The sequence below is a fragment of the Streptomyces sp. MUSC 14 genome (assembly GCF_001866675.1).
Lineage (GTDB): Bacteria > Actinomycetota > Actinomycetes > Streptomycetales > Streptomycetaceae > Streptomyces.
In genome coordinates this window covers 1-12,434 of the sequence record NZ_MLYN01000054.1, presented here as the reverse complement: position 1 = coordinate 12,434, position 12,434 = coordinate 1, and the positions used below count along the sequence as shown (strand labels likewise).

The following is a 12,434-nucleotide window of genomic DNA, read 5'->3' as shown; positions in this document are numbered from 1 at the left end:
CCTCTTGCAGGACCGCGAAAAACATAACGGGAGGGAACGCGCATGTCAGCAGTGTGCCCCCTCGGTTAAGCGTGAACTAAATGAACGGAAGGGTGACCGCCCTCACAGACCGGGAGATAGTCACGGCATCCCCCACAACGCCCGGACGTGAGCCGCACGCCGGTATGCCGACGAAGACGTCAAGGAGGGCAGCCGTGGCCGCCAGCACCCCCGATACGGCACCAGCCGTACCCCGCGTGAAGCGGGACCGGACTCATTACCTGTACATCGCCGTCATCGCGGCGGTCGTGCTCGGCATCGCCGTGGGGCTCGTCTGGCCCGATGCGGCCGTCCAGCTGAAGCCGCTCGGTACCGGGTTCGTGAACCTGATCAAGATGATGATCTCGCCGATCATCTTCTGCACGATCGTGCTCGGCATCGGGTCCGTGCGGAAGGCCGCCAAGGTCGGCGCCGTCGGCGGTATCGCCCTCGGCTACTTCCTCGTGATGTCGCTGGTCGCGCTCGCCATCGGGCTCGTCGTCGGCAACGTGCTCCACCCGGGCGACGGGCTGCACCTGACCGAGGCGCTCAGGCAGACCGGGCACGCCCAGGTGGACAGCAAGGCGCTGGGGCCCGTCGACTTCGTGCTGTCGATCATCCCGACCACGTTCGTCTCCGCCTTCACCCAGGGCGAGGTGCTCCAGACGCTGCTGATCGCCCTGCTCGCCGGGTTCGCCCTCCAGGCCATGGGCCCGGCCGGGCAGCCGGTGCTGCGCGGCATCGAGCACATCCAGCGGCTCGTCTTCCGCATCCTGGCGATGATCATGTGGCTGGCGCCCGTCGGTGCCTTCGGCGCCATCGCGGCCGTGACCGGCTCGGCCGGCCTCGACGCGCTCAAGAGCCTCGCCGTGCTGATGCTCGGCTTCTACCTCACCTGTGTCCTGTTCGTCTTCGTGGTGCTCGGCGCCATTCTGCGCGTCGTCGCGGGGGTGAACGTCTTCTCGCTGTGCAAGTACCTCGCCCGTGAGTTCCTGCTGATCCTGTCCACCTCCTCCTCCGAGTCCGCGCTGCCGCGGCTCATCGCGAAGATGGAGCACCTGGGCGTCAGCAAGCCGGTCGTCGGCATCACCGTGCCGACCGGGTACTCGTTCAACCTCGACGGCACCATGATCTACATGACCATGGCGTCGCTCTACATCGCGGACGCCCTCGGCACACCGATGTCGATCGGCGAGCAGATTCCGCTGCTGCTCTTCCTGCTGCTGGCGTCCAAGGGCGCGGCGGGCGTCAGCGGCGCCGGTCTCGCGACCCTGGCCGGCGGCCTCCAGTCGCACAAGCCCGCGCTGGTCGACGGCGTCGGTCTGATCGTCGGCATCGACCGCTTCATGAGCGAGGCCCGCGCGCTGACCAACTTCGCGGGCAACGCGGTGGCGACGGTGCTCGTGGGCACCTGGACCAAGGAGATCGACAAGGAGCGGGTGCAGCGGGTGCTCGCCGGTGAGCTGCCGTTCGACGAGACGACACTCATGGACGAGGGCCACGGGACGGCGTCCGAGGCGCCCGAGCGGCGCGAGGAGGAGCTGGCCAAGGCCTGATGTGATCCCGGCCTGACCGCGAAAGAGACTCCGGATGCCCGGCCCCGCCTGAACCGGGGCCGGGCATCCGGCATGTCCGCCTCGCCCGCTCCTCGCTTCCTACGGTTCTTCGCTCACCCGCGCCACCAGCTCGCCGGCCGCCGCGGCGGGTACGCCCGCCGCGGTCAGGACCGTGACCGTGGCCGAGCGGCCCGCCTCCGCCGCTGTCAGGAGGCCGTCGTTCACCGCCTCCATCACGGCGAACAGCAGCTGCTCGTGCACGTACGCCAGCGCCGGGGCCGGCAGCGGTGAACTGAACACGCCCTTGTCCAGCCCGCGTTCCAGCAGCCGGACCTTGTTCGCGCGCAGCGGGGCGAGGCGTTCGCGGATGCCCTGGACGGTGACCGTGCGCTGGGCGAGCGCGACCAGCAGCCGGTAGCGGTCGGCGATCTCCCAGATCGCGAGCACCGACCGGGCCACCGCCTCCGCCGGGTCGGCGACCTCCTTGCGGGCGCCCGCGTCCGCGTCCGCCAGCGCCGCGACGGCCTCGTCGACCAGCGTGCTGATCAGCGCCTCACGGCTGGGGAAATGGCCGTACACCGTCCGCCGTACGACCCCCGCGGCGCGCGCGATCTGGTCCATGGAGGCGTCGGGGTCGCGCAGCAGTTCCGCGAGGGCGACGTCGAGGATGCGGCGCCGGTTGGCGTCGGCGCGGCTGTTACCCGTGGTCATGGCAGTCATTCTGCACGCCCTTCCGTGATTTGCACACCGCTGTGCAGCGGCGTACATTACACATGGTTGTGCAATTGCACGTCACTGTGCAAGTTTGCACCGTTCCGCACCAACCGTCGCGATCCGAGGAAGGCGACCCCTGCCATGCGACTCGTCATGACCGAACCGGTCGAGAAGATGGAGCGCCCGTACGCCCGGCGCTGGTGGGCACTGCTCGTGCTCTGCCTGAGCCTGCTGATCATCGTGATGGCCAACACCGCCCTCACGGTCGCCGCACCCGACATGACGAGGGACCTCGGGCTCTCCAGCGCCGACCTCCAGTGGGTGATCGACGGCTACACCGTGCCGTACGCCGCGCTGATGCTGCTGCTCGGCGCGATCGGCGACAAGTACAGCCGGCGCGGTGCGCTCGTCCTCGGCCTCGCCGTGTTCGGCGGCGGTGCCGTCTTCGGCTACCTCGCGGACAGCTCCACGACCGTCATCGCGGCCCGCGCCGTGATGGGCGTCGGCGCGGCGCTGATCATGCCCGCCACGCTCTCCCTGCTGGCCGCGACCTTCCCGCGCGCCGAGCGCGCCAAGGCGATCGTGCTGTGGACCGCCACCGCCGGTCTCGCCATCGCCGCCGGACCGGTCGTCGCGGGCGCGCTGCTGCGCGACCACGGCTGGTCCTCGACCTTCCTGATCAACGTGCCGATCGCGGCCGTCGCGATCGTCCTCGCCTTCGTGCTCATCCCGCCGTCCAAGGCCGGTCACCACGACCGCATCGACTACGTCGGCGGCCTGCTCTCCGTCCTGTGGACCGGCTCCCTCATCTACATGATCATCGAGGGCCCGCACTTCGGCTGGCACGCCAAGGCCATCGCGGCCGCGGTCGTCGCCGGCGCCGGCCTGGTGGCGTTCGTCCTCTGGGAGCTGCGCCACCCCCGCCCCATCCTGGACGTCCGCCGCTTCGCGCACCGTCGCTTCGCGGGCTCCAACCTCGCCGTCGCCCTGTTCTTCCTCGCCGTCTTCGGCGCCTTCTACTACCTCACCCAGCACCTCCAGTTCGTCCTCGGCTACGACGCCCTGCAGACCGGCGTCCGGATGCTCCCGCTGGCCGGCGCGGTCTTCGTCGGCTCGGCCCTGACGGGCTTCCTGACCCCGCGCGTCGGCATGAAGTGGACGGTCAGCGCGGGCATGGTCGGCGGCACCACCGCCCTCGCCCTGCTGACCCGGGTCGACGCGGGCTCGACGTACAACGACTTCCTCGCCCCCCTGATCATTCTGGGCCTCGCCATCGGTCTCGCGCTCTCACCCTGCACCGACGCCATCATGGGCGCCTTCCCCGAGTCCGAACTGGGCGTCGGCGGCGCGGTCAACGACACCTCGCTGGAGCTGGGCGGCTCGCTCGGCATCGCCATCCTCGGCTCGCTGCTCGCCACGTCGTACGGCAACCACCTGAGCGACGCCACGGCCGGCAGCAAGCTCCCGGCGAGCGCCCTGGACACGGCGCAGGACTCGGTCGGCGCCGGGTACGCGGTCGTGCAGGGCATCGTCGAGAAGGCGAACCAGCTGGGCACGCAGGCCGCCCACAGCACCGACCCGCGGCAGGCGGCGCAGCTCAAGCAGCAGGCCGCCGAACTCGCCGCCGGCGCCCGGCAGATGGCCGACGCGGTCGGCTCCTCCTTCTCCGACGCCGTCGCGCACACCAGCCTGGTCGGCGCGGTCATCCTCGGCATCGGCACCGTCCTGGTGGCCGTTCTGCTCCCGCGCCGTGAAAAGCCCGCGCCCGGGGTGAAGGAGCAGGAGAGGGAACTGGCGGACAGCGCCGCCGCCTGAGCACTTCTTCCCCGCGTCCGCTAACGTGCCGCTCCGGATCATTCGGAACGGCACGTTCGCGTGTGGCGTCCGTACAGACGGCACATCAGGCACAGGCAAGTGGAGGCTCGGGGGACATGAAGATCGACTGGGACCGGCGGACCTGCGCGCGCAAGGGGCATACGACCTACGCGCCCGACGAACCCACGCTGCGGCCGCGGCTGCACGCCGGGACCGCCCTCGGGGACGCCTGGCGCTGTCTGCGCTGCGGCGACTTCGTGCTCGGCGAGCCGCACGGCTCGGGGCCGGCGGCGGACGCCCCGCTGGTGCCGCGCGGCAAGGTGCTGCGGGACCTGTTCATCCTGCGCTTCCTCGCGATCGAGCGGCTGGTGCGCGGCGTGTTCATCGTGCTGGTCGCCATAGCGGTCTGGAAGTTCAGCAACAGCCAGGACGCGGTGCGCCGCCTCTTCAACGAATACCTGGACGTCCTGCGCCCCGTCTTCAGGCACTTCCACTACGACCTCGACCACTCACCCGTGGTCGGCTCGATACAGAAGGCGTTCGGCTACAAGCACTCCACGCTCATGATCGTCGCCGGCCTGGCGCTGGCCTACGCCCTGATCGAGCTGGTCGAGGCGGTCGGCCTCTGGTACGCCAAGCGCTGGGCGGAGTACCTGACGGTCGTCGCGACGGCCGCGTTCCTCCCCCTGGAGATCTACGAACTCACCGAGAAGGTCAGCTATCTGAAGATCGCCACCCTCGTCCTCAACATCCTGGCCGTCCTCTACATCGCCGTCGCCAAACGCCTCTTCGGCCTCCGGGGCGGAGCCAGGGCCTTCGAGGAGGAGCGCCAGAGCGCGTCGCTGATGGAGGTCGAGGAGTCGGCGGGGGTGCCCGTCTTGCCCTGACCCCGGCGTCAACGCCTACCGTCGTGGGCATGCGAATCGGTGAGCTGGCCGCGCGGGCCGGGACCACGACCCGCGCCCTGCGGTACTACGAGTCGCGCGGGCTGCTGCCGGCCCGGCGGGACGGCAACGGGCACCGCACGTACGACGAGGGGGATCTGCGGCTGCTGGCCCAGATCCGGACGCTCCAGGACTTCGGGTTCGAGCTGGAGGAGACGCGGCCCTTCGTGGAGTGCCTGCGGGCCGGGCACCCGGAGGGCGACTCCTGCCCGGCGTCGCTGCAGGTCTACCGGCGCAAGCTGGCCGAGCTGGACGCGCTCATCGGGCAGCTGCGGTCGGTGCGCGAGACGGTCGCGGGGCAGCTGGCTCGGGCCGAGGAGGCGCGGGACGCGCTGGCAGCCGATGCGCTGGTTCCGGGGGGTCCGGAGCCCGGGTGCGAACTGGGAGGACAGCAGCGGTGATCAACGCGGCGGGCGTGGCCGAGGTGCGGGACACGGATTTCGAGGCGGAGGTGCTGCGGTCGGATCTGCCGGTGCTCGTCGAGTTCACGGCCGACTGGTGTCCGCCGTGTCGGCAGATGGGCCCGGTGCTCAGCGCACTCGCGGCCGAGGAGGAGGGCCGGCTGAAGGTCGTACAGCTGGATGTGGACACCAATCCGGAGATCACGAACGCCTACAAGGTGCTGTCGATGCCGACGTTCATGCTGTTCCGGGGCGGTGAGCCGGTGAGAGCGATGGTGGGGGCGCGGCCCAGGCGGCGCCTGCGCGAGGAGCTGGCCGACGTGCTGGACGACGTACGGTAAGGAACAGCCGGGCACCCAAAAAATCCCCCGGGCAATTGCGCTCGGGGGATTTCTCTGCGTATATTCGGTGGTTCGCGACTTCAATCCTGCGATGTCGCGAAGAAGTTCACTGAGCAGAGTATATCCGGGCGGGAGTGGAATTGTCAAACAGCGAATATCCGGGCGATGAATTGCGCAACGAGCAGGAATTCATCGACGGACTGTACGCGCGCGTGGACGTACTGCGCGGAGAGACCGAGACCTCGGTCACGGACGCGCTCGCCCAGGGCGACAAGCCCATGCAGGCCCGGCTGGAGCGGGACATCCTCGTCGCCGAGCGCTCGGGGCTGCTCGCCGCGCTGAACGCCGTGGACGGCTCGCTCTGCTTCGGCCGGATCGACCTGGCCGACGGAGCCGCCCACCACATCGGCCGGATCGGGCTGCGCGAGGACGACGCCGAGCACACCCCGGTGCTGATCGACTGGCGGGCCGACGTCGCCCGGCCCTTCTACCTCGCCACCGGGCACACCCCGATGGGCCTGCGCCGCCGCCGGCACATCACCACCGAGGACCGGACCGTGACCTCGCTGCACGACGAGATCCTGGACCTCGGCGACACCACCCGCACCGGGCACGAGGACCCGAGCGGTGACGCCGTGCTGCTGGCCGCGCTGAACTCGGCGCGCACCGGCCGGATGAGCGACATCGTGCAGACCATCCAGGCCGAACAGGACGAGATCATCCGGGCGCCGTACCGCGGGGTGCTGGTGGTCGAGGGCGGCCCGGGGACGGGCAAGACGGCGGTCGCGCTGCACCGCGCCGCCTACCTGCTCTACGAGTACCGCGAGCTGCTGGCCCGCCGCGCCGTGCTGATCGTCGGCCCCAACCCGGCCTTCCTCGGCTACATCGGCGAGGTGCTGCCCTCGCTCGGCGAGACCGGCGTGCTGCTCGCCACCGTCGGTGAGCTGTTCCCCGGCGTGAAGACCACCGCGGCCGACACCCCGGAGGCGGCCGCCGTGAAGGGCCGAGCCGACATGGCCGAGGCGCTGGCCGCCGCCGTCCGCGACCGGCAGGCCCTGCCCGACCCGGTGATCACCGTCCAGCACGACCGCGAGGTGCTGATGCTCGACGACGGTCTCGTCGGCGTCGCCCGCGAGCGCACCCGCGCCGCCAAGCTGCCGCACAACGAGGCCCGCGAGCACTTCGAGGGCCATATCCTCAACACCCTCACCGAGCTGTACGCCGAGCGCGTCGGCACCGACCCCTACGACGGCAGCAGCCTGCTCGACGCCTCCGACATCACCCAGATCCGCGACGAACTCGCCGAGAACCCCGAAGTCTGGTCGGCCGTCGACCGGTTGTGGCCCCGGATCACCCCGCAGCGCCTCGTCGCCGACTTCCTCGCCGAGCCGCACGACCACCTGCCCGACGCGGACGCGGACGCGATCCGCAGACCCGTGACCCGCGCCTGGACCGTCGCCGACGTCCCGCTCCTCGACGAGGCGGCCGAACTCCTCGGCGAGGACGACCGCTTCGCCCGCGCCCGGGCCGAGCGGGAACGCGAGACGCAGGTCGCCTACGCCCAGGGCGTGCTGGACGTGTCGTACGCCTCCCGGACCTACGAGTTCGAGGACAAGGAGGACAGTGATCCGGAATCGTCGGAGGTGCTGTCCGCGCACGACATCATCGACGCCGAGCGGTTCGCCGAGCGGCACGAGGAGGCGGACCACCGCAGCGCCGCCGAGCGGGCCGCGGCCGACCGCACCTGGGCGTTCGGGCACATCATCGTGGACGAGGCGCAGGAGCTGTCGCCGATGGCCTGGCGGCTGCTGATGCGGCGCAGCCCGACCCGCTCGATGACCCTGGTCGGCGACCCGGCCCAGACGGCGGAGGCGGCCGGGGTCGGCTCCTGGTCGGACATCCTCGCGCCGTACGTCGAGGACCGCTGGGAGCACACCCGGCTCGGCGTCAACTACCGCACCCCGGCCGAGATCATGGAGCTGGCCGCGGCCGTCGTACGCGCCGAGCACCCGGACTTCGAGCCGCCCAGCTCGGTCCGCTCGACAGGCGTACGGCCGTGGGTGCGCCGGGCCGCGGACGACCTGCCCGGCGCGGTCGCCGAGGCGGTCGCCGAACTCACCCCCGACGAGGGCCGCCTCGCGGTCATTGCCCCGCGTGACCTGCACCGGCGGCTGGCCGCCCGCCTCGACGGCGTCACGGCCGCCGCCGAACCCGACCTCACCCGCGGTGTCGTCCTCCTCGACCCCCGCCAGTCCAAGGGCCTGGAGTTCGACGCGGTCCTGGTGGTGGAACCGGCCCGCTACGGCACCAGCGACCTCTACGTCGCCCTGACCCGGGCCACGCAGCGGCTCGGGGTGCTCTACACGGACACCCTGCCCGACGCGCTCACGCCGGCCGCAGCCACACCGTAGCCAGCGGGGGCAGGGTCAGCCGGATGCTCGCGGGGCGGCCGTGGGCGTCCCGCGGCTCCGGCTTGACCACGTCCGGGTGGACGACGCCGCTGCCGCCGTAGTGCGCGGCGTCGGTGTTGAGCACCTCGACCCATGCCGGTACGTCCTCCGGGACGCCGAGGCGGTAGTCCTCGCGCACCACCGGCGAGAAGTGGCAGACGGCGAGCAGCGGGGTGCCGTCGGCGGAGCGGCGCAGGAACGCGAGGACGTTGTCGTCGGCGGCGTGGACATCGTCTCCGGTGATCCACTCGAAGCCCGCCGGGTCGGTGTCCCGCTCCCAGAGCGCCGGGGCCGCGCGGTAGCGGGTGTTCAGGTCCCGGACCAGGTCGCGTACGCCCCGGTGGTCGGCCTCGGCGCCGTACGCCGGGTCGAGCAGCCACCAGTCGGGGCCGTGTGCCTCGGACCATTCGGCGCCCTGCGCGAACTCCTGCCCCATGAAGAGGAGTTGCTTGCCGGGATGGGCCCACATGAAGCCGAGGTAGGCCCGGTGGTCGGCGCGCCGCTGCCACCAGTCGCCGGGCATCTTCGAGACCAGGGACCGCTTGCCGTGCACGACCTCGTCGTGGGAGATGGGCAGGACGTAGTTCTCGCTGTAGGCGTACACCATCGAGAAGGTCATCTCGTGGTGGTGGTACTTGCGGTGCACCGGCTCCTTCTGGACGTACTCCAGCGAGTCGTGCATCCAGCCCATGTTCCACTTCAGTCCGAAGCCGAGCCCGCCGGTGTCCGTCGGCCGGGTCACCCCGTCCCAGGCCGTGGACTCCTCGGCGATGGTGACGACCCCCGGGCAGCGCCGGTAGACGGTCGCGTTCATCTCCTGGAGGAAGGCCACCGCGTCCAGGTTCTCCCGGCCGCCGTGCTCGTTCGGCGTCCACCGGCCCGGCTCGCGCGAGTAGTCCAGGTACAGCATCGAGGCCACGGCGTCCACGCGCAGCCCGTCGATGTGGAACTCCGCGCACCAGTACACGGCGTTCGCCACCAGGAAGTTGCGCACCTCCCGGCGGCCGAAGTCGAACTCCAGCGTCCCCCAGTCCGGGTGCGCCGCCCGCAGCGGATCGTGGTGCTCGTACAGCGGCCGCCCGTCGAACTCGGCCAGCGCCCAGTCGTCGCGCGGGAAGTGCGCCGGCACCCAGTCCATCAGCACGCCGATCCCGGCCTGGTGCAGCCTGTCCACCAGGTACCGGAAGTCGTCCGGCGTGCCGAGCCGGGCCGTGGGGGCGTAGAAGCCGGTCACCTGGTAGCCCCAGGAGCCGCCGAAGGGATGCTCGGCGACCGGCATCAGCTCCACATGGGTGAAGCCCAACTCGGCGACATATGCGGGCAGTTGGTCCGCCAGTTCGCGGTACGACAGTCCCGGCCGCCAGGACGGCAGATGGACCTCGTACACCGACAGCGGCGCCTCGTGCACGGGCCGGTCCCCGCGGTGCGCCATCCACCGCGCGTCGCCCCACTCGTGGTGGGAGGCGGTCACGATCGACGAGGTGGCGGGCGGGGCCTCCGTGCGGCGGGCCAGCGGATCGGCGCGCAGGGTGCGTGAGCCGTCGGGGCGGGTGATCTCGAACTTGTACAGCTCGCCCTCGCCGAGGCCCGGCACGAACAGCTCCCACACCCCCGAGGAGCCCAGCGAGCGCATCGGATGCCCGGTGCCGTCCCAGAAGTCGAAACCGCCCGCGAGCCGCACTCCGCGCGCGTCCGGCGCCCACACCGCGAACCGGGTGCCGGACACACCCTGGTGGACGGTGACATGCGCGCCGAGCGCCCGCCACAGCTGCTCGTGCCGGCCCTCGCCGATCAGATGCAGGTCCAGCTCGCCGAGCGTGGGCAGGAACCGGTAGGCGTCCTCGGTCTCCAAGGTCGTGCCCTCGTACGCCACGAGCAGCCGGTAGACGGGGACCTCGGTGAGCGGGAGCAGCCCGGAGAAGAAGCCGTCCCCGTCGTCGTGCAGTTCCGCCTCGAACGCGTCGGCGGCGACGGTGACGGACAGCGCGTACGGCCGGAAGGCCCGGAACACCACACCGCCCGGCACCGGATGGGCGCCGAGGACCGCGTGCGGGTCGTGATGGACGCCGTGCAGCAGCCGCTCGCGGTCGGCGGGGTCCACGGCGGCGGGGACGGTGTGCCGGTTCGTCACGGACGGGCCTCCTGGTCGGACGCGGCGAGCCGGCGGATCGCCGAGAGCGGTACGGGGAGCCAGTCGGGCCGGTGCCGGGCCTCGTAGAGGACCTCGTACACCGCCTTGTCGGTCTCGAAGGCCCGCAGCAGCACCGCGTCGGTGCGCGGATCGCGGCCCGTCACCTGCGCGTACCCCGCGCAGTAGGCGGCCCGGCACCCGCGCGCCCAGTCCGGTGCGGGCGGCCGCACCGAGTGGGCCGCGTAGTCGAAGGAGCGCAGCATCCCGGCGACGTCCCGCACCGGCGGCTGCGGCAGGCGCCGTTCGGCGAGCGGCCGGGCCGGCTCGCCCTCGAAGTCGATCAGCGACCAGGTCCCGTCCGCCGCGCGCAGACACTGTCCGAGGTGCAGATCGCCGTGGATCCGCTGCGCGGTCCAGGCATGGCCCCCGGCGGCCGGCCGGTCCAGGTCCGCGTAGGCCCGCCGCAGCCCGACCTCGTACGGGCGCAGCGCCGGTACGGCCTGTACGGCCGCCCTCAGCCGCTGCCTCATCCCCTCGGTCAGCGCCCTGAGCTGGGCGTGTCCGAGGGTGACCGTCGGCAGGGCGCGGGCGAGCGCGGTGTGCACCTCGGCGGTGGCCCGGCCCAGCGCGCGCGCCTCGGCGACGAAGTCCTCGCCCTTGGCCAGCTCGCGCAGCGCCAGCTCCCAGCCGTCGGCCGCGCCGCGCACGAAGGGCTGGAGCACGGCGAGGACGTACGGCTCCTCGTGCTCGACCTCCGCCCGCGCCCACGCCGTCGGCGCGGGCACCCGGGGGCAGCCCTCGCGGGCCAGCGCGAGCGGTATCTCCAGGTCGGGATTGACGCCGGGCACCACCCGGCGCAGCAGCTTCAGTATGAACGTGTCGCCGTACACCACCGAGGAGTTGGACTGCTCGGTGGTCAGCAGGCGGGCCACCAGCCCCGTGCGGATCTCGTGCTCCGGGTCCCGGTCGAAGCGCAGCACGCCGATGCGGGCCCGGGTGCGCAGGGCCTCCAGGAGTACCTCGGCGGGCCGGGGGTCGTACAGGGCCTCGTACACCGTGCGTCCGGCGAGCGGCCCCTCGTCCACGTGTCCGATCAGCGCGGGCGCCAGCCGGGGCGGCAGCGCCTCGCGCACGCCTATGAGGAACTGGTAGACGTCGCCGGGGCCGCCCGGGTCCGGCTGGTGGACGCGGAGCAGCAGGTGGTAGAGGCCGAGGCGGCCGTGGGGCGGGAGCAGCTCGGTGACGGCCACGGGGGTGAACCCGGTGACCGGGCGGCCCTTGCCCGCGAACCAGCGTTGTCTCGGCAGCCAGGTGCGCAACAGGGGAGCGAGGGAATCCAGGAGCGAAGGGGTGGTGACCGGATCCGCCATGGGCGTCACGTCCTTTCCCCGGGGTCGTCGGGGGGTGTTCCTTGTGCGTGCCCCGGGCGGGCCGGTGGAAACGCGCCACCGCCCCGCCCGGCCGGAAACCACGCAGGTCCGCTAAACGGACTCGCGGCGCAGCCTGAACCAGTAGAAGCCGTGCCCCGCGAGGGTGAGCAGGTACGGCAGTTCGCCGATCGCCGGGAAGCGGACCCCGCCGAACAGCTCGACGGGGTGCCGCCCGCCGAACCGGCTCAGGTCCAGCTCGGTCGGCTGGGCGAAGCGCGAGAAGTTGTGCACGCACAGCACCACGTCGTCCCCGCCGTCCCGCGACAGGGGGGTCTCCCGCAGGAAGGCGAGCACCGCCGGGTTGGAGGACTGGAGTTCGTCGTACGACCCGAGCCCGAAGGCGGGGTTCTGCTTGCGGATCTCGATCATGCGCCGGGTCCAGTGCAGCAGCGACGACGGCGAGGACATCGCGGCTTCCACGTTGGTGACCTGGTAGCCGTAGACCGGGTCCATGATCGTCGGCAGGAAGAGCCGCCCGGGGTCGCTGGACGAGAAGCCGGCGTTGCGGTCGGGGGTCCACTGCATGGGGGTGCGGACGGCGTCGCGGTCGCCGAGCCAGATGTTGTCGCCCATGCCGATCTCGTCGCCGTAGTAGAGGATCGGCGAGCCGGGCAGGGAGAGCAGGAGCGCGGTG

The 12,434-nt window shown here is 71.7% G+C and carries 10 protein-coding genes; 6 read left to right on the top strand and 4 right to left on the bottom strand.

Annotated features, from left to right (window positions below; all coding sequences use genetic code 11):
- Positions 1-164: 164 nt before the first annotated feature.
- On the top strand, positions 165-1,574 hold the full coding sequence (locus tag BIV25_RS32275; RefSeq protein ID WP_071376030.1) for a cation:dicarboxylate symporter family transporter: 1,410 nt from the start codon (positions 165-167) through the stop codon (positions 1,572-1,574).
- A gap of 99 nt (positions 1,575-1,673) precedes the next feature.
- Here the strand turns inward: BIV25_RS32275 and BIV25_RS32270 are convergent, their stop codons facing one another.
- Positions 1,674-2,294 carry a TetR/AcrR family transcriptional regulator gene (locus BIV25_RS32270; protein ID WP_071376029.1) on the bottom strand — a complete coding sequence of 207 codons (621 nt, stop codon included), beginning with the start codon at positions 2,292-2,294 and terminating at the stop codon, positions 1,674-1,676.
- 135 nt (positions 2,295-2,429) lie between these two features.
- Between BIV25_RS32270 and BIV25_RS32265 the strand changes: the two genes are divergently transcribed.
- The 5 genes from BIV25_RS32265 to BIV25_RS32245 all read left to right on the top strand — a co-directional run bounded on the left by BIV25_RS32265 (position 2,430) and on the right by BIV25_RS32245 (position 8,200).
- Positions 2,430-4,103: an MFS transporter gene (locus BIV25_RS32265; RefSeq protein WP_071376028.1), complete on the top strand. Its 1,674-nt coding sequence runs from the start codon at positions 2,430-2,432 to the stop codon at positions 4,101-4,103.
- Positions 4,104-4,219: 116 nt separating this feature from the next.
- The gene (locus tag BIV25_RS32260; RefSeq protein ID WP_071376027.1) at positions 4,220-4,990 is read left to right on the top strand and encodes a DUF2127 domain-containing protein; all 771 of its coding nucleotides are present in this window, start codon (positions 4,220-4,222) and stop codon (positions 4,988-4,990) included.
- 29 nt (positions 4,991-5,019) lie between these two features.
- Positions 5,020-5,448, top strand: coding sequence for a MerR family transcriptional regulator (locus tag BIV25_RS32255; protein ID WP_071376026.1), 429 nt, complete (start codon positions 5,020-5,022; stop codon positions 5,446-5,448).
- A complete protein-coding gene (locus BIV25_RS32250; RefSeq protein WP_071376025.1) occupies positions 5,445-5,789 on the top strand; it encodes a co-chaperone YbbN in 345 nt (114 codons plus the stop codon). Before BIV25_RS32255 ends, BIV25_RS32250 begins: the two co-directional genes overlap by 4 nt.
- A 170-nt stretch (positions 5,790-5,959) precedes the next feature.
- Positions 5,960-8,200, top strand: a complete 2,241-nt coding sequence (locus tag BIV25_RS32245; RefSeq protein WP_177235490.1) for a UvrD-helicase domain-containing protein — start codon at positions 5,960-5,962, stop codon at positions 8,198-8,200.
- Here the strand turns inward: BIV25_RS32245 and glgB are convergent.
- From glgB to BIV25_RS32230, 3 genes are all read right to left on the bottom strand, one after another.
- Positions 8,175-10,370 carry a 1,4-alpha-glucan branching enzyme gene (glgB, locus tag BIV25_RS32240; RefSeq protein WP_071376024.1) on the bottom strand — a complete coding sequence of 732 codons (2,196 nt, stop codon included), beginning with the start codon at positions 10,368-10,370 and terminating at the stop codon, positions 8,175-8,177. The two genes, BIV25_RS32245 and glgB, sit on opposite strands and share 26 nt — an antisense overlap.
- A complete protein-coding gene (locus BIV25_RS32235; protein WP_071376023.1) occupies positions 10,367-11,740 on the bottom strand; it encodes a phosphotransferase in 1,374 nt (457 codons plus the stop codon). The genes glgB and BIV25_RS32235 overlap by 4 nt, the downstream gene beginning before the upstream one ends.
- 111 nt (positions 11,741-11,851) lie before the next feature.
- On the bottom strand, positions 11,852-12,434 hold a 583-nt coding region (locus BIV25_RS32230), incomplete at its 5' end, for an alpha-glucosidase C-terminal domain-containing protein (RefSeq protein ID WP_177235489.1).